General features: G+C 63.1%; 14 protein-coding genes. 11 read left to right on the top strand and 3 right to left on the bottom strand.

The window, feature by feature from the left end; translation table 11 throughout:
* Positions 1-294 precede the first annotated feature (294 nt).
* The gene (locus tag AC0L2O_RS08575; protein ID WP_369724049.1) at positions 295-702 is read right to left on the bottom strand and encodes an NADH:ubiquinone oxidoreductase subunit NDUFA12; all 408 of its coding nucleotides are present in this window, start codon (positions 700-702) and stop codon (positions 295-297) included.
* A 247-nt stretch (positions 703-949) separates the two neighbouring features.
* Here AC0L2O_RS08575 and AC0L2O_RS08570 point away from each other — a divergent pair, with 247 nt between their 5' ends.
* The 3 genes from AC0L2O_RS08570 (at position 950) to AC0L2O_RS08560 (ending at position 4,466) form a co-directional block, all read left to right on the top strand.
* A complete protein-coding gene (locus tag AC0L2O_RS08570) occupies positions 950-1,594 on the top strand; it encodes a BA14K family protein (protein ID WP_473369418.1) in 645 nt (214 codons plus the stop codon).
* 200 nt (positions 1,595-1,794) lie between these two features.
* Positions 1,795-2,217: a response regulator gene (locus tag AC0L2O_RS08565; RefSeq protein ID WP_473369417.1), complete on the top strand. Its 423-nt coding sequence runs from the start codon at positions 1,795-1,797 to the stop codon at positions 2,215-2,217.
* Positions 2,214-4,466, top strand: a complete 2,253-nt coding sequence (locus tag AC0L2O_RS08560; RefSeq protein ID WP_473369416.1) for a CHASE3 domain-containing protein — start codon at positions 2,214-2,216, stop codon at positions 4,464-4,466. The genes AC0L2O_RS08565 and AC0L2O_RS08560 overlap by 4 nt, the downstream gene beginning before the upstream one ends.
* Here AC0L2O_RS08560 and AC0L2O_RS08555 read toward each other — a convergent pair.
* Positions 4,463-5,359 (bottom strand): DMT family transporter, encoded by an 897-nt coding sequence (locus AC0L2O_RS08555; RefSeq protein ID WP_473369415.1) that lies wholly within the window; start codon positions 5,357-5,359, stop codon positions 4,463-4,465. The two genes, AC0L2O_RS08560 and AC0L2O_RS08555, sit on opposite strands and share 4 nt — an antisense overlap.
* Before the next feature lie 743 nt (positions 5,360-6,102).
* On the opposite strand from AC0L2O_RS08555, the gene AC0L2O_RS08550 reads away from it, so the two are divergent.
* From AC0L2O_RS08550 to AC0L2O_RS08515, 8 genes are all read left to right on the top strand, one after another.
* Positions 6,103-9,852 carry a vitamin B12-dependent ribonucleotide reductase gene (locus AC0L2O_RS08550; RefSeq protein ID WP_473369414.1) on the top strand — a complete coding sequence of 1,250 codons (3,750 nt, stop codon included), beginning with the start codon at positions 6,103-6,105 and terminating at the stop codon, positions 9,850-9,852.
* A 10-nt stretch (positions 9,853-9,862) separates the two neighbouring features.
* Positions 9,863-10,525: an ImmA/IrrE family metallo-endopeptidase gene (locus tag AC0L2O_RS08545; protein WP_473369413.1), complete on the top strand. Its 663-nt coding sequence runs from the start codon at positions 9,863-9,865 to the stop codon at positions 10,523-10,525.
* 275 nt (positions 10,526-10,800) lie between these two features.
* On the top strand, positions 10,801-11,091 hold the full coding sequence (locus AC0L2O_RS08540) for a hypothetical protein (RefSeq protein WP_473369412.1): 291 nt from the start codon (positions 10,801-10,803) through the stop codon (positions 11,089-11,091).
* A 79-nt stretch (positions 11,092-11,170) separates the two neighbouring features.
* A complete protein-coding gene (locus tag AC0L2O_RS08535; protein WP_473369411.1) occupies positions 11,171-12,049 on the top strand; it encodes a toll/interleukin-1 receptor domain-containing protein in 879 nt (292 codons plus the stop codon).
* Positions 12,050-12,250: 201 nt separating this feature from the next.
* On the top strand, positions 12,251-12,766 hold the full coding sequence (locus AC0L2O_RS08530; protein ID WP_473369410.1) for a ParB N-terminal domain-containing protein: 516 nt from the start codon (positions 12,251-12,253) through the stop codon (positions 12,764-12,766).
* A gap of 384 nt (positions 12,767-13,150) precedes the next feature.
* Positions 13,151-13,564 carry a hypothetical protein gene (locus AC0L2O_RS08525; protein ID WP_473369409.1) on the top strand — a complete coding sequence of 138 codons (414 nt, stop codon included), beginning with the start codon at positions 13,151-13,153 and terminating at the stop codon, positions 13,562-13,564.
* A gap of 733 nt (positions 13,565-14,297) precedes the next feature.
* Positions 14,298-14,957: a phosphatase PAP2 family protein gene (locus AC0L2O_RS08520; RefSeq protein WP_473369518.1), complete on the top strand. Its 660-nt coding sequence runs from the start codon at positions 14,298-14,300 to the stop codon at positions 14,955-14,957.
* A gap of 103 nt (positions 14,958-15,060) precedes the next feature.
* Positions 15,061-15,900, top strand: coding sequence for a PhzF family phenazine biosynthesis protein (locus tag AC0L2O_RS08515; protein ID WP_473369408.1), 840 nt, complete (start codon positions 15,061-15,063; stop codon positions 15,898-15,900).
* 270 nt (positions 15,901-16,170) lie between these two features.
* Here AC0L2O_RS08515 and AC0L2O_RS08510 read toward each other — a convergent pair whose 3' ends face one another.
* Complete coding sequence (locus AC0L2O_RS08510) at positions 16,171-16,461, bottom strand: hypothetical protein (protein WP_473369407.1); 291 nt, start codon at positions 16,459-16,461, stop codon at positions 16,171-16,173.
* Between the last annotated feature and the right edge of the window lie 164 nt (positions 16,462-16,625).

Genomic DNA, 16,625 nt, shown 5'->3' with positions numbered 1-16,625 from the left:
CGACGGCGCACATTCTCATCGGGCGATTTCAGACTTCCAGACCGGGGGCCTATCTCCCGATCGAGTCCTGGTCGGCGGCCGCTGCATTTCGGGACAGTCGCGAACTGTTGCCCGAACCGAACGCGATGGTCTCCCATCTCCGTAAGATGGGTTCATTGAGCCGTATCGCTCGCGTCGGTGCAACACCCGCGCACGCACCGTCCCCGCTGTTCCCGTTGTCCACAGCGGCGTGAGACGGATGCGGGTGCATCCAATCCAACGATGGAAGAGCGCGAACGATGGAAGATCGCGACGTTAGCCGGGGGTCCAGGGCTGGTAATCGCCGGTCGCCTTCGGCCGCTTGCCGCTCGCCAGCGTCGAGCCGGAGGGGCGGTAGGCCTGCGCCGTGCCGGTGAGATTCGGCAGGTGCGGCTTCTCCCACTCGCGCGGCTGGTAGTCGAGCTCGGTCGGCGGCACGTCGACCATGTGATGCATCCAGCCGTGCCAGGACGGCGGAATCCGGCTCGCTTCCGCATAGCCGTTATAGATCACCCAGCGCCGCTCGAAACCGAGCGCGGGATCGATCGCCCCGCCGCGGGTGCGATAATAGCGGTTGCCCTGCTCGTCCTGGCCGACCAGCTCTCCGTACCGGCGGGTCCAGAGTTGCGTGCCAAAGGTCTGGCCGTTCCACCAGGTGAAGAGCTTGAGGAAGAATTGTTTCATGCGGCTAGGGCCCTGCTTCGTAGGGGTCCTGATGCCATCCGGACGGCCAAATGTCCAGTTCGGCCGGCGCGCCCGTGCCCCAGCGAAATCGGACGACGCCGGCGCGCAGCCTGCCGCAAATCGGGCGCGATCCGTTCATGCCGGGTACAGAGACGGCGTGGAAAGCTGCGCGGCGCATGTAAACCAGCGTGATCCCAGGAACAACTGCGGTTTCAGGCGGTTTGCTCCCGGGAAAAGGAGTTTGAACATGACCAGTCTGAAAGTTTTAAGCGCAGCGGCAGCGCTCGCGTTGGTTCTTCCAATGGCGACCCCGAGCTTCGCACAGAGCCGAGCCAGCGTCGTCGGCGGCGGCGCTCACATTGGCGGCGGCGGCGGCGGCGGTGGCGGCGCTCACTTCGGCGGCGGCGGCTTTAGCGGCGGTGCTCGAATGGGCGGCGGCGGCTTCAGCGGTGGCGGCGCAGCGTTCCACGGTGGCGGCGGCAATTTCGCGGCCAGCGCAGCGATGCGTCCGAGCGGCGGGGCGACCTTCAACGGCGCCGGCAGCCGTAGCTTCGCGACCGCGGGCAACACGTGGCGCGGTGGTGGCGGCAACTGGCACGGTGGCGGTGGCAACTGGCACGGTGGCGGCTGGCATCATCGCGGCGGCTTCTGGCCTGGCTTCGCGGCGGGTGCTGCGATCGGCGGGCTCGGCTCCTACGCCTATTACGGCGGCGGGTATTACGACGATCCCTACTATTATGGCGACGACTACTATGGCGATGGTGCGACGGTGGCCGTCGTGCCGGACACCGGCGGCGATTCAGCGGCCTATTGCGCGCAGCGCTACCGGTCCTACGATCCGGCATCGGGCACCTATCTTGGCTTTGACGGCCTGCGCCATCCCTGCCCGTAAGCCGGTGTGAACGACGCGATCCATGGGCGGCGCCGGTGACCCTCGGCGCCGCCCATTCGTTTTGCCGTGTTCCGGCAATTCAGCGATCCGACTATGCATTGCACCGTGCATATCCACGGGGGTCCAATCCAAAATTGACCCGGTGCACGATTCGCCTATATCACCGAAGGCGTGGGGACTTCGATCTGCTGGGACATGTGATGCCGCGTATCCTCGTGGTAGACGACGATCCGATGGTTGGTGCGACGATCGAGGTCCTCCTCCAACGTCAAGGCTTCGACGTCACGCTGACCGATGGCGGCGAAACGGGGCTTGCCGCGCTCGAAGCGCAGACGTTTGACTTGATGCTGGTCGACATCTTCATGCCGCATATGCGCGGCTTCGAATCGATCCGCATCTTCCACGAGCGGGCGCCGGGGATCCCGCTGATCGCCATGTCCGGCTACGCCTTCGCCTCATCCGCCTCACCCTCCCCGGATTTCCTCCGCATGGCGCTGGAGCTCGGCGCGGCGCGGTGCCTGCGCAAGCCGTTCACGCCGGAGACGCTGTTGACCACGATCCGGGAATGCATCGGCGGTCCCGGCGAGAGCGCGCAGCCGAAGGATACGAAAGAGGCCCCTTGATCCCCTCGCAGCGCGTCATTCTCGGTGCTGGACTTGCCATCCTCCTGATCATCACCGCCGCCTCGATCGGCCTCGACCTCAAGTCGCGGTCGGATTCGGCCTGGGTCAACCACACCGTCGAGGTGCTCAACAAGATCTCGGACGTGCGCCTTCTCGCTCGCCACGCCGAGAGCGCGGCGCGGGGCTACGAGATCTATCACGGCGCCGCCTTCAACGACGAGTTCCAGGCCGTCCGGAGCAAGATCGCGCCCGCGCTCGCCGATCTCAAGCGCGCCGTTCGCGACAACCACGATCAGGTCGCGCTCATGGAGGCCACCGAACCCCTGGTGCTGCGCCGGGTCGAGGTTGCGGCCGAAGCGATGCGGCTGGTCGCCGAGAACGACCAAGCCGGCATTGCCGCGCTCAACGGCAAGGCCGAAGGCCGCGGCCTCATGCAGGCGCTCATGGCCAATCTCGATCGCCTGACCGCGGGGCAGGAAAAGCTGCTCGCCGCGCGCGCGTCGGACTCCCGCCGCACCGGCATCGTGCTGCTCGGCATCGACGTCGTCGGCGCGCTGGTGATCCTGCTGCTGGTGGCCATGCTGTTGCGCGAGAGCCAGCGCACCACCGGAGAGCTCAAGAGCTCGCTGCACGAAACGCAGGCCGCCAAGGAAGCGCTCGCGGCCGCCGTCGCCGAGCGCACCGAGCATCTGGTCACCGCGCATGACGAGCTGCGCCTGTCGGTCACCGTGCTCCAGAGCACGTTCCGCAGCATGGCGGAGGCCGTGCTGGTGATCGACAAAGATGGCAACGTGCTGTTGTCCAATCCGGCCGCCGAACGCATGCTGCTGCACCGCGCCGGCATGAACCTGCGCAATCTGCGGGCGCTGTCCGACGTCTTTCACGGCGACGGCGTCACGCCGCTCAAGCCCGACGAGCTGCCGTCCGCGCGCGTGCTGCGCGGCGACGCCTTCGAGCAGATGGAGATGATCGTGCGCCCGCACAGCGGCGATGACGTGCGCCACCTCATGATCAGCGGCCGGCCGATGCTCGATGCGCAGGGCGCAATCTCCGGCGCGGTGCTGGTCTATCACGACGCGACCGTTTCGCGCGAGACCGAGCGGCAGCTGCACCAATCGCAAAAGCTCGACGCCATCGGCAAGCTGACCGGCGGTGTCGCGCACGACTTCAACAACATGCTGACCGTGATCTCCGGCAATACGGAGACGCTGGTGGCGAGCCTACAACAGCAGCCCGAGCTGCAGCGCATCGCGCGGCTGATCGACGATGCGGCCGAGCGCTGTGCCGAGCTGATCCAGCATCTGCTCTCCTTTGCCCGCAGGCAGCCGCTGCAGCCCCGCAATGTCGAGATCAACGCCGCGATCGCCGATATCGCAAAGCTGCTGCGCCCCACCCTCGGCGAGCAGATCCAGATCGAGACGGTTTTGGAACAGGGGCCGATGACGGCGCATATCGATCCGTCGCGGCTGACCAACGCCGTGGTCAACATGGCGATCAACGCCCGCGACGCGATGCCGAACGGCGGCAAGCTGCTGCTCGAGACCCACCGGGTCGTGCTCGACGAGGCCTACGCGCACGCCAACCCTGACGTGCGGCCCGGTCCCTATGTGATGCTCGCCGTCAGCGACACCGGCACCGGCATGCCGCCCGGCATCCAGGAGAAGGCGTTCGAACCGTTCTTCACCACCAAGGAGGTCGGCAAGGGAAGTGGCCTCGGCCTCTCCATGGTCTACGGCTTCGTCAAGCAGTCCGGCGGTCACATCAAGATCTACAGCGAGCAGGATCACGGCACCACGATCAAGCTCTATCTGCCTCCGGGCGAGGGCACGGTCGAGCCAACGAGCCCCGCCGCACCGCAAGCCATTGGCGGGGCCGAGACCATCTTCATCGTCGAGGACGACGCGCTGGTGCGCAACTTCGTCATCGCGCAGCTCCAGAGCCTCGGCTACAAGACGGTCGCCGCCGCCGACAGCCGCGCCGCGCTGCAATTGATCGAGGCCGGCCAGGCCTTCGATCTCCTGTTCACCGACGTCGTGATTCCCGGCGGCATGAGCGGGCGCGAGCTCGCCGAGCAGGTGGCGAAAATCCGGCCGGGCGTGAAGGTGCTCTACACCTCCGGCTACACCGACAACGCCATCGTCCATCACGGCAAGCTCGACGACGGCGTGATGCTGCTGACAAAACCCTATCGCCGCAACCAGCTCGCCGAGATGATCAGGAAGGCGTTGGGCGGCGGTGCGGCAAGCTAGCGCGTCGCCAGCACCACGCCCGCCAGCGTGAAGATCAGCGCCGCAATCTGGCCCGGGCCGAGCGGCTCGCCCAGCGCCAGCGCCGAGGCCACGACGCCGATCACCGGCACCGCCATGGTGCCGATCGCGGCCACTGACGCCGGCAGGCGCGACAGCGCGGCGAACCAGCTGACATAGGCGATGCAGAACTGCACGACGGTCGAATAGACCAGCAGCCCCCAGCCGAGCGGGGTCACCAGCTCCAGATGCGAGGTCTCGATCGCGAGGCCGACGATCGCGACCGGCAGACAGCCGAGCCCGATCTGCCAGGCCGCCGCGGTGATCGGCGGCAGCCGGATCGGGTATTTCTTCAGCAGCACCGTGCCGAGCGCAAAGCCGGCCGCGCCGACCAGCGCCATGATGATGCCGGGCAGTTTCGCTTCGCTCGCGGCAAAGCCGTTGCCGCCCATGATCGAGGCCAGCCCCGCGAACGCCATCACCAGCGCGATCGTGCGCAGCAGCGTCGGCCGCTCGCCGAGCACCGGCCAGGCGATCAGCGAGGCCCAGACCGGCATGGTGTAGGCGATCAGCGCCGCCTCGCTTGCCGGCAGCCAGAGCAGCGCGAGCCCCATCAGCACCATCCAGCCGGTGACGTTGAGGACGGCCGCGATCAGGAGTCGCGGCCAGATCGCAGCCGGGACCTTCAGGCGGTCGCCGCGGACCAAAGCGAGCGCCGCCAGCAGCGCCGCCCCGAGCACGCCGGTCACCCCGCGCAAGGTCAGGGGCGGCAGCTCGGCCAGCAGGAACTTGGTCACGGGCCAGTTGAAGCCCCAGCCGATCGAGGTGATGGCGAGGAACATCAGGCCGGCCGGGGCGATGCGCGGTCGCAGACCCGGCCTGGTCGAATCAAGCATGTGGGTAGTCCGGCAAATTTCGCGGCCAGCTTGGCGCGGATTCGCGCGGCTTTCCACCACCGCCACGGGCATGCCTGCCCTCACCTTCCGTACCACTACGTGAGTCCCGTTTGCGCAACCCCGAGGGCCAAAAAAATACCTGCCCTGTGAACAGCGGGATGAAGCATGTGCAGCATCGCAGAATGGAAATTTTTTCGGTTGGGAATCCCTGAGGACTCACTGATACTTGTCTCCACAACAGGCGCGGGCTTGCCCCCTGTTTTCCCCCGATCTCCACCATATTTAGTATTTGATTCAGGAACTCGCACTAGTTCTTGACGGGCGCAACGGAGAGTCCTAGCTTTCGAACCGTTCGGCGCGAGTGTGTTTGTGTCCCGCCGGCACTCCCCAAAGGGTCCGCAAAACAGCACTCCGCCAAGCCAGACGAAGGCAGCGGGATGAGGGCTTGTCTGCCCTCGAAGGCGGATTTTTCGGGTGCCAGAACGGGCCGGAAACAGGCCCGGACGGCAATGGTTGAGAGTGGTGGCGTTGAACGCATGTCGCGCACATCCCCCTGGGGGCGGAGGCGCGTGGACGTGCCGGCGGATGTGACCCATCGCGCCGTGAGAAACTGGGCCGGATCCACCGGCTTGAACTGCGAAGCCTCGAAGGCCGGCACGGCCGTTCGAGGACTCGCGAAACGTAATATCGACCCGGTCGCCCAGCGGAGGCGGTCCGGCTAAAAACAAGGACGGGGCAAGACCATGCGGATTGAGCGGCGCCACACCACCCAGGGACAGTCACCTTACGCCGGGATCGAATTCCGGCAGACCACGTCGGAGATCCGGAATCCCGACGGCTCGGTCGTGTTCAAGCTCGACAACGTCGAAGTGCCGACCGAATGGTCGCAGGTCGCCTCCGACGTGCTGGCCCAGAAGTATTTCCGCAAAGCCGGCGTCGCCGCGCGCCTGAAGAAGATCGAGGAGGAATCCGTCCCCTCCTTCCTGTGGCGCTCCGTGCCGGACATCGAGGCGCTCAGCGAACTGCCCGAGAAAGAGCGCTATGTCAGCGAGCTCAGCGCAAAACAGGTGTTCGACCGCCTCGCCGGCTGCTGGACCTATTGGGGCTGGAAGGGCGGCTATTTCACCTCCGACGAGGACGCCCAGACCTTCTACGACGAGCTCCGCTACATGCTGACCAAGCAGATGGTCGCGCCGAACTCGCCGCAATGGTTCAACACCGGTCTTCATTGGGCCTATGGCATCGACGGTCCCGGCCAGGGCCATTATTACGTCGACCCCTTCACCGGCAAGCTGACCAAGTCGAAGTCGGCCTACGAGCATCCGCAGCCGCATGCCTGCTTCATCCAGGGCGTCAGTGACGACCTCGTCAACGAGGGCGGCATCATGGACCTCTGGGTCCGCGAGGCGCGCCTGTTCAAATACGGCTCCGGCACCGGCTCCAACTTCTCGCGCCTGCGCGGCGAAGGCGAACGCCTCTCCGGCGGCGGCCGCTCAAGCGGCCTGATGAGCTTCCTCAAGATCGGCGACCGCGCCGCCGGCGCCATCAAGTCGGGCGGCACCACCCGCCGCGCCGCCAAGATGGTCGTGGTCGACGCCGACCATCCCGATATCGAGACCTATATCGACTGGAAGGTGAAGGAGGAGCAGAAGGTCGCTGCCCTCGTCACCGGATCCAAGATCAACCAGAAGCACCTCAAGGCGGTGCTGAAGGCCTGCGTCAACTGCGAAGGTTCGGGCGACGACTGCTTCGACCCCGAGAAGAACCCGGCGCTGCGCCGCGAGATCAAGCTCGCGCGCCGCAGCCTCGTGCCGGACAATTACATCAAGCGAGTCATCCAGTTCGCCAAGCAGGGCTACAAGGACATCCAGTTCGACATCTACGACACCGACTGGGATTCGGAAGCCTATCTCACGGTCTCCGGCCAGAACTCCAACAATTCGGTCTCGCTGAAGGACGATTTCCTCCGCGCGGTGGAAACCGACGGCGACTGGAATCTCGTCGGCCGCACCACGAAGAAGATCACCAAGACGCTGAAGGCGCGCGACCTCTGGGAAAAAATCGGCTACGCCGCCTGGGCGTCGGCCGACCCCGGCCTGCACTTCAACACCACCATGAACGACTGGCACACCTGCAAGGCGTCCGGCGACATCCGCGCCTCCAATCCGTGCTCGGAATACATGTTCCTGGACGACACGGCGTGCAACCTCGCTTCCGCGAACCTGCTGACCTTCTACGACATCCGCTCCAAGCGTTTCGACGTCGAGGGTTACGAGCATCTCTGCCGCTTGTGGACGCTGGTGCTCGAGATCTCCGTGATGATGGCGCAGTTTCCGTCCAAGGCGATCGCCGAGCTCTCCTACGAGTTCCGCACGCTTGGCCTGGGCTATGCCAATATCGGCGGCCTGCTGATGACCATGGGCCTGTCCTATGACTCCAAGGAAGGCCGTGCGCTCTGCGGCGCGCTGACCGCGATCATGACCGGCATCACCTACAAGACCTCGGCGGAGATTGCTTCCGAGCTCGGCACCTTCCCCGGCTACAAGAAGAACGCCGCGCACATGCTGCGCGTGATCCGCAACCACCGCCGCGCCGCCCATGGCCAGTCCAACGGCTACGAGGCGCTCTCGGTCAATCCAGTGCCGATGGACCTGGTCTCCTGCCCGCAGCCCGACCTGGTCGCGCATGCGCAGGCGGCATGGGACGCGGCGCTCGAGCTCGGCGAGAAGCACGGCTATCGCAACGCCCAGACCACGGTGATCGCGCCCACCGGCACGATCGGCCTCGTGATGGATTGCGACACCACCGGCATCGAGCCGGACTTCGCGCTGGTGAAATTCAAGAAGCTCGCCGGCGGCGGCTACTTCAAGATCATCAACCGCGCGGTGCCCGCGGCGCTGCGCGCGCTCGGCTATCGCGAAAGCGAGATCGCGGAGATCGAGGCCTACGCCGTCGGCCACGGCTCGCTCTCCAACGCCCCCGGCATCAACGTCTCGACGCTGAAGGCCAAGGGCTTCACCGACGAGGCCATCGCCAAGGTCGAGAAGGCGCTGCCGACCGCGTTCGACATCAAGTTCGCCTTCAACAAATGGACCTTTGGCGAGGACTTCATCCGCGACCAGCTCGGCATCGGTGCCGAAGCGATCGCGGCCCCCGGCTTCGACCTGCTCCAGGCCGTCGGTTTCACCAAGCGCGAGATCGAGGCGGCCAACGTCCACATCTGCGGCGCGATGACGGTGGAAGGTGCTCCGCACCTCAAGGCCGAGCACTATCCGGTGTTCGACTGCGCCAACCCCTGCGGCAAGGTCGGCAAGCGCTATCTCTCGGTCGAGAGCCACATCCGCATGATGTCGGCGGCGCAGCCCTTCATCTCGGGTGCGATCTCCAAGACCATCAACATGCCGAACGACGCCACGGTGGAGGACTGCAAGTCCGCCTACATGCTGTCGTGGAAACTCGCGCTGAAAGCCAACGCGCTCTACCGCGACGGCTCGAAACTGTCGCAGCCGCTCAACTCTCAGCTCATCGCCGACGATGAGGACGAGGACGATGCGGTCGATCATCTCTACGACAAGCCGATGGCGGCGCGGACCGCGCAGGTCTCGGAAAAGATCGTCGAGAAGCTGGTCGAGCGCATCATCGTGATGCGCGAGCGCGAGAAGATGCCGGATCGCCGCAAGGGCTACACCCAGAAGGCGGTGGTCGGCGGGCATAAGGTCTATCTGAGAACCGGCGAGTATGACGACGGCCGCATCGGCGAGATCTTCATCGACATGCACAAGGAAGGCGCGGCGCTGCGCTCCTTCATCAACAACTTCGCCATCGCGGTGTCGCTGGGCCTGCAGTACGGCGTGCCGCTCGACGAATATGTCGATGCCTTCACCTTCACCCGCTTCGAGCCGGCGGGCCCCGTGCAGGGCAACGACAGCATCAAATACGCGACCTCGATCCTCGACTACGTCTTCCGCGAACTGGCGGTGAGCTACCTCAGCCGCTTCGACCTCGCCCATGTCGATCCCAGCGAGACCGGGTTCGACGTGCTCGGCAAGGGCGTCGAGGAAGGCAAGGAGCCCGGCGATCACAGCCACGGCGCCTCCAAGCTGGTGTCGCGCGGCCTCACCCGCTCGCGCACCGACAACCTCGTGGTGATGCGCGGCTCGAATATAGCCGAACTCGGGAAGACTTCAGACGGACCGCGTATGGCGTTCTCATCTCCCGAAGCGCGCGCCGAAGCAGTCGTGGAAGGTGCCGTAGCGCTAAGGCAGGAAGCGCAGCACGACCTCTCACCTACCGAAAAGCTCGAAGCGCTCCAGTGGAGCAAAGGCGGCAGCGCCGCGCATACCTTAGTGCCGACCAAGGCCGAGCGCCGCGCAGAGGCCAAAGCTAAGGGTTACGAAGGCGAGATGTGCAGCGAGTGCGGCAACTTCACCTTGGTGCGCAATGGGACTTGCATGAAGTGCGATACCTGCGGAAGTACAACTGGATGTAGCTAGCTCCCTGGCCATGGCGCTCCGCGATCACATAGTCCGGATTCTTTCCCGCGAGCAAATCGCTCAAACGGCATTGAGCTGGTGGTTGATCGCGGATCGTCATGGCGGCAACAGCTTCAACATCTGCACCTTTGTGGTTCAGGTCCTCACCAAACGACTGCGCGGCAAGGGCAAGCTGCATATAGAATTTCATAGTCCCGACGACCTGCCCGAGGGAGCTTGCGTTTCGTTCAGCCCGCTAACATTGCACATAATAAAACGGATTTGGGATGACGCCGGAGCGGGTCAAACGTATGCGCGCTTCATCGTGGCGCACGAAATCGGGCACATCGTGTTGCACGATGGACTCGCTGTCGCATTCTCCAACGACAAAGAGGCCGTTCTCAGATTCGTCGAAAAGGAAGAATCCGCCGAGGCGCAAGCAAATGACTTTGCGGACCTATTCCTAGCGCCGGATCATGTGGTTCTCCGCTTGCATGACGAAGATACAATTGCTGGTCTATGCGTAGTCAGCGACACCGTCGCAAAGCGCCGCCTAAAGGACGCAGTAGCGAGCAAGCATCCCTTGTTTCCTCAATACACTGGGGACGCTTGCAGCAAATGCAGCAACTTCACGCTGCTTTGCATTGGGGCGCTGCTGAAGTGCAATACGTGCGACGAGATCATCGAGACGTAGAGCCGTGCCCGTTGCCTCGGAACACAATCGTGGAGGATGGGCATCTTTTTAGAGCCCCTTCGAATCAAGGAGGCTAGAATAAGTTGGTGCGATGATTTGAGTTCTAGAGACACCAATGCCGAGGCGAGCCTCGGCATTGGGCCCGTGAAGACCAGCTAAGGTACTTACGGGGACGTCGAGAAAGCTAAGCTTCCTCTCCGTGGCACGAGCAGTTAAGCGATTCTTTCTTCCGGCGTCTAGCGGAGCCTTAGCGTTTTCTACAGCGAGGTTCGCATATGGCGAATAATCTCTTCGTTTCTTACGATCTTTTTGAGCCCGGCAAGGACTATGGAGCCGTCGCCTCAGCAATCAAGGAACTCGGCTCTTGGGCCAAAGTTCAAAAGTCTTTTTGGTACGTCAGAAGCTCTTTCACTGCAGAGCAAGCTGCGGAGCACGTGCGCCGCTCGTTGGATCGCAATGACTCACTTATTGTCGTCGATGCAACCAGCAACGACGCCTATTGGTACAATCTCTCACCGGAGGTTGCACAATTTCTCCAAGAGAGATGGCGAGCCCAAGCAGCGTAACTTTGGTGCGGCGGCGACAACTCCGCCGCCGCATTCCCCTCCGCGCCATTTGCTTACGAATTCTTAGAGGCAATCTTCAATGAAGATCTTCATTAGCTGGTCAGGAGCCGTAAGCAAAGGGATCGCGGGCGATCTACGCGAGTGGTTGCCGCTCATGAATCAGACATTCGTCCCATATATGTCGTCAGAGGACATCGAAAAGGGAACCCATTGGTCGGCATCTATCAGACGTGAGCTTGAAGCAAGCAGCTTTGGCATCTTGGTCTTGACACCCGAAAATACAGACTCGCCTTGGCTGCACTTCGAAGCTGGCGCGATAGCAAAGTCATTCTCTGAGGGGAAAGTCGCCCCGATTCTTTTTAACCTTAAGCCTTCAGACATTAAGCAGCCGCTGGCTCTATTCCAATCCACGGCATTCGACAAAGAGGAAATGCTGAGGCTATTGAAAGGCATGAACTCGGCCGCCGGAGAGGCCGCCCGTGAAGACAAACAGTTTGAAAAAGTCTTCGGACGATTTTGGCCCGATTTAGAAAAAACGATCGAACCACGACTCGCTGCGTTGCGAGCGAGCCCGCCGACAAAAGAACGCGAGAAAAACGAGACAGATCGCATTCTTCAAGAGTTGCTCGTCTTAGCACGACAGCAAAGGCGAACTCTCTCGGATCCCAATGAACTCTTCGGACCTCAACTCTTGGGGACGTTACTGCGACTGGTACATGAGCCAGAGGGCGCGGCACTTCGTTTGGCAGCGCGAGAAAAGGAACTCACGCTAGCGCTTTGTGGTCGATGGTCGCAATTGCACCGAGAGTTGCATCGGCCAACGGGAAAAGAAGCAAGCGTTTCCATGTCGATCAGCAGATTCTCGGAGTATGTTGCTGAACTGCAGGCGATACTTGTGGGCACTGCGACGCCGGATTCGATAGCCAAGGCTTTTGGAAGAACGGACTTCCATAGATAGCTCGTAGGATGGGTAGAGCACTTGCGAAACCCATCATTCCACCCACCCTTCGCGCTGCCACCGTCATCGAGACTGGTTCCAGCTTCGTTGCTCATCAACACCCCTGCCGCCGAATTGCCTTTGCGGTCGCGCCCTTCCCTTCTAAACTCCCGACACCATGGGCATCTGTTCCGACGGGCCTGGTAGACGCGGAGTCGAGTTATGCCCAAACCGGAAAGCTTCCCGATCGAGAATATCTTCGTTCCCACGAAAATGAAGAAGGCGCTCAAGCCCGAGGTCGTCGGGGAGATCGCGGAAAGCATTCTGGACATCGGACAACAGGCCCCTATTTCCGTTCGGATCGACGGAGACCGCCTCGTTCTGGTCGAGGGACTGCATCGGCTCGAAGCCTGCAAGGCGCTCGGCGAGACGACCATTCTCGGTGTCCTGGTCCCGGCCGAGCTTGCTCAACACAAACCGCAGCTGCCCGAACGGCCCGAAGTCGAGGCTGAGCGCATCAAGATGGCGCGATTGAAACAGTTGCGCCTCGAGAAGGAGGCCGCAGAGGCATCGACGGCCGCCTTGAAGAGCATCAACGCAACAGAATCGCCGCGAACCCCGTCGACGAAAGGCGTTCGCGACAATCCGAAGGCATCACCGGGACGGACTGCGAAATCGGCGCCGAAAACATTGTCGGACTGGATCACGCAGCAAAAGGGCACCGGCGGCCGCTATTGATGGCGGGCTCCAGAATTGCGGTGAGAGTGCACTAAACGCACCCTCGTCTTCTTGCGCCCCTACTCTCGCGCCCGACGAACCGCCTCCTCCAGTTTGATCCTCTGCTTGTCCCAGCGCGTGTCCTCCGCGCCGGCGCGTTCGTCCAGCGCGGCACCAGTCCCCACGGGCCCCCACAGCGCCGACTCAGCGAACCTGAACGCGCTCGTGCGCAGCGCAGCACGGTTCGGTCCCGTTTGCGTTGAGCGCTCGTGTTCCGAGCTCGAAAGCTGCTTCGAGTGAGCCCGCTCGGCTGACCAGCCCTCATGCCGCCCTCGGCAACTTCGGCAACCATTGCCTGTTTTTCCCGTTATCCGCCGGGGCAAGCGAAATGAAAGGAGTGGTACGATGAAGAAAATGGCAATGGTGGCGGCCATGGTCGGCGCTCTGGGCGTCAGCTCGGTTGCGACAACATCGCCCGCCGAAGCTCATTGGCGAGGTGGATGGGGGCCGGGCCTCGCCGGCGGCCTGCTCGCCGGTGCGGTGATCGGCGGGCTCGCCTCCTCGGCGTATGCCTGGGGGCCGGGCTATGGCTACTACGACGGTCCAGGGTACTACGGCGCCGGATACTATGGCGGCCCATACGCTTACGACTATGGATACGATGCGCCCTATCGTTGGGGTGGCGGCTACGCGACGACGACCTACTACACGGCGCCGGTTTCCTATGGCTATCGGTACCGTCGCGTCGTGAGGCCCGCGTATGCTTATTACGGGGGAGCCTATCCGGTCGTGCGTCACCGCTGGCATCGTCACTGGTGAGACGAAAGCAAATATTGAGCTCAGGCCGCGCTGCGGAACGGCGCGGCCATCTCGCTTCGGCCATCTCGCTTGGACGAGGCGCAAATGGTTGAGGTCACTCCCGTCCCGGCAGAGAAGTCGCGCTTGAACGCCAGTCGTCGGCCGGGACGCTCCTCGGAGTCCTAGTGTTCGCCTTCGCCACCGCGAGGCATTTCAAAGGTCTCTGGAGCAGTTCGGATCGCTAGAACCGCGCGCAATTCCGCCTTGTCGCCAGACGCAAGCGGACGCTCCGAAACAGCGGTTCCAGTTCGGTCCAACTTCGGGCCACCCTCGTCAGCGTCCATTAAGCACAATCCAAAAACTAGCTCATACGCGAAACTGCAACCTTTTGGTGTGATTCCGTTAAAGGGTGCCACGCTACCCATGCAATTGCAGATTGTTTGCATGGAATGCTGGAATGCCCGTCCCGGATCTCGCAAATGGGGTCTTCGATTTTGTCGCTTCGAACAAGGCCTCGCGCCGAGACAGAGACCTCGCGCCGGTTGGGTCAGGACGCAACGAGCGTGCGCTCTGGTTCATCATTGCCGCAGGCACGGCCGGTTTGCTGTTGGCGTGTCGCCTGTTCAACTTCAAAATCGCGCTCGCAAGCGGTCTGCTGACGATCGTCACGAACGCCGTTTTGCTCGGTGTCGCACGCCTGAGCAAAAAGCAGGGCTGGATGAAAATCTCCGGCTGGCTCACGGCGAGTGTGCTGATGAGCTTCGTGACGATTGTTCTGACGGCTCTGAGCTACGTGCTTGCGAGCACCAACCTGCCCCTGTGCGATGCCACGCTGATCTCGCTCGACCGGGCGATCGGCGTGGACTGGCCAAGCCTCGTCAGATCGATCATGCACCAGCAAACATTGATGTTCGTGCTCAATGTTGCCTATGCAAGCCTGCACTATCAATGCCCGCTGCTGGTGCCGGTGCTGTTCTTCATGGGCCAGCAAGAAAAAGGCATGCAGTTCGCTCTCGCCTGGTCGATTGCGCTGGCCGCGACGGTCCTCATCTCACCGTTCACGCCTGCTTTGGGCGGCTATCTTCACTATCAACTCGAGCCTAGGGATTTTCCCGAGGTCCGCGTGGTCGCAGCCTGGTTGTTCGCCGCGCCCTTCCATGCCGTTCGCGACGGCAGCTTGAATGTGATCGACCTCGCGACGCTCGACGGCATCATCACCTTTCCGAGCTTCCACGCCGCTGCGGCGGTTCTGATGGAGTGGCGCTGGCTTGCCGTACCATTGCTGCGTTGGCCCATGCTCGCGCTCAACGCCCTGATGCTGATATCGTCGGTCCCCGTCGGTGGCCACTACCTTGTCGATGTGATCGCGGGCAGCCTGCTGGCGATCCTTTCGATCGCCGCTGTATTGTGGTGATGGTGCACTTGTCTGGCATATCGATTGGCCTAATGAGTTGGATTAAACCGTCACCGGATCTGGCTTTGCTCACCCACGCGACTTGCAATACATAGGACCAACCATGACCTCAGTGCTCCGCATCGCCGCTTTCTCCGACGGCAACAAAGACGGCAACCCCGCCGGCGTGTGGATCGGCGACGTCTTGCCGGATGCGTCGCGGATGCAGGCGATCGCTGCGGATGTCGGGTTCGCCGAGACGGCCTTTGCCGCGCCGGAGGGCGAGGCGTGGCGCGTCCGGTACTTTTCGCCGTCGATGGAAGTGCCGTTCTGCGGCCATGCGACCATCGCCCTGGGAGCGGCGTTGGCACACCGCTACGGCGATCGAAGCTTCGAGCTGCATCTGAACGACGCCGCCATTTCCGTTTCGGGCCGCCGCGACGGCAACACCATTGCGGCGGCGCTGCAATCGCCTCCGACGCGCAGCGCGCCGGTCGATCCGTCGCTCCGTGACGCCCTGCTCGACCTGTTCGGCTACGCCATCGCCGATCTCGACCTCAACATCCCGCCCGCCAGGATTCACGCCGGTGCCGATCACGTCGTGCTGGCGCTGACCTCGCGCCAGGCGCTCGCACGCATGAATTACGATTTCGAACGCGGCCGTGCCCTGATGACGAAAGCAGGTCTGGTCACCGTCGCGCTCGTGAGCACGGAAACGCCGCAGCTGTTCCACGTCCGCAATGCCTTTGCCGCCGGCGGTCTCGTCGAAGATCCCGCGACGGGTGCCGCCGCCGCCGCGTTCGCCGGCTATCTGCGCGACCTCAGCTGGCCGCACGGCGGCGCCATCGACATCGTCCAGGGCGAAGACATGGGGTTCAAGTCGCTGATCCGCGCGGAGATCGGCGAGCCCGCCGGCAGCTCGATCCGCGTCTCGGGAACCGCACGCTTCATGGACGAAGCGTGACGTCGATTGGGAGATTGACGCGGACGCTCTAGGCATCGGAGGTGCCGTAGCCCGGATGGAGCGCAGCGAAATCCGGGGCCAGTGCGCCTCGTGGTAACCTCCCGGATTGCGCTTCGCTCCATCCGGGCTACAAGCCGCAGGATGGGTTGAGCGAAAGCGATACCCATCACTTCCTTCTCAACACAGGGATGGGTTTCGCAAGGGCTCAACCCATCCTACGAGCTTGCTGTAGCCCGGATGGAGCGCAGCGCAATCCGGGGCCAGTGCGCCTTAGTAGCAAGGCGGGTAAGGTTGGTAGCCGCAGCGGCGATAGCCTCCGTAGGCTCCGTAAGCGCCGTAGGCAGCAGCACCAACCGCGGCAGCTCCGACGCCCACCGCAACTCCGCGGCGCACGGCAGCACCACGATAGACGCCACCGCGATAGACACCGCCGTGATGAACGCCCGCGCGACCAACCCCAACGCCTCTTCGATACGCGAAGGCGTCAGTCGAAACAGTCGCGATGCAGGCGATGGCAATGATGGCGGATGCGGTCAGTGAAACGATGGTTCGGCGCGGCATGTCCACTCTCCTTCCTGGATTGGAACGGTGCGTCAGCGTAATTCGCCGATGAGCGGGTCTGTTGATTTAGGACAATGCGTGCGCTTGCGATCTGGCCGCCGGATTCATGACGGGACAGTGAGACTGTCCCGCTTGCCCGCATGGACATCAGCGGAAGTCCCGTA

It is taken from the genome of Bradyrhizobium sp. Kon10, from assembly GCF_055807395.1.
This window is presented reverse-complemented; position numbering and strand designations above follow the sequence as displayed.

What these genes read in the sequence shown, in the direction of transcription:
- AC0L2O_RS08525 (WP_473369409.1), top strand. Translation starts at nt 13,151, where the DNA reads ATGAAGAAAATGGCAATGGTGGCGGCCATGGTCGGCGCTCTGGGCGTC.
- AC0L2O_RS08545 (WP_473369413.1), top strand. Translation starts at nt 9,863, where the DNA reads ATGGCGCTCCGCGATCACATAGTCCGGATTCTTTCCCGCGAGCAAATC.
- AC0L2O_RS08565 (WP_473369417.1), top strand. Translation starts at nt 1,795, where the DNA reads ATGCCGCGTATCCTCGTGGTAGACGACGATCCGATGGTTGGTGCGACG.
- AC0L2O_RS08520 (WP_473369518.1), top strand. Translation starts at nt 14,298, where the DNA reads ATGAGCTTCGTGACGATTGTTCTGACGGCTCTGAGCTACGTGCTTGCG.
- AC0L2O_RS08510 (WP_473369407.1), bottom strand. Translation starts at nt 16,461, where the DNA reads ATGCCGCGCCGAACCATCGTTTCACTGACCGCATCCGCCATCATTGCC.
- AC0L2O_RS08535 (WP_473369411.1), top strand. Translation starts at nt 11,171, where the DNA reads ATGAAGATCTTCATTAGCTGGTCAGGAGCCGTAAGCAAAGGGATCGCG.
- AC0L2O_RS08550 (WP_473369414.1), top strand. Translation starts at nt 6,103, where the DNA reads ATGCGGATTGAGCGGCGCCACACCACCCAGGGACAGTCACCTTACGCC.
- AC0L2O_RS08530 (WP_473369410.1), top strand. Translation starts at nt 12,251, where the DNA reads ATGCCCAAACCGGAAAGCTTCCCGATCGAGAATATCTTCGTTCCCACG.
- AC0L2O_RS08515 (WP_473369408.1), top strand. Translation starts at nt 15,061, where the DNA reads ATGACCTCAGTGCTCCGCATCGCCGCTTTCTCCGACGGCAACAAAGAC.
- AC0L2O_RS08555 (WP_473369415.1), bottom strand. Translation starts at nt 5,359, where the DNA reads ATGCTTGATTCGACCAGGCCGGGTCTGCGACCGCGCATCGCCCCGGCC.
- AC0L2O_RS08570 (WP_473369418.1), top strand. Translation starts at nt 950, where the DNA reads ATGACCAGTCTGAAAGTTTTAAGCGCAGCGGCAGCGCTCGCGTTGGTT.
- AC0L2O_RS08575 (WP_369724049.1), bottom strand. Translation starts at nt 702, where the DNA reads ATGAAACAATTCTTCCTCAAGCTCTTCACCTGGTGGAACGGCCAGACC.
- AC0L2O_RS08540 (WP_473369412.1), top strand. Translation starts at nt 10,801, where the DNA reads ATGGCGAATAATCTCTTCGTTTCTTACGATCTTTTTGAGCCCGGCAAG.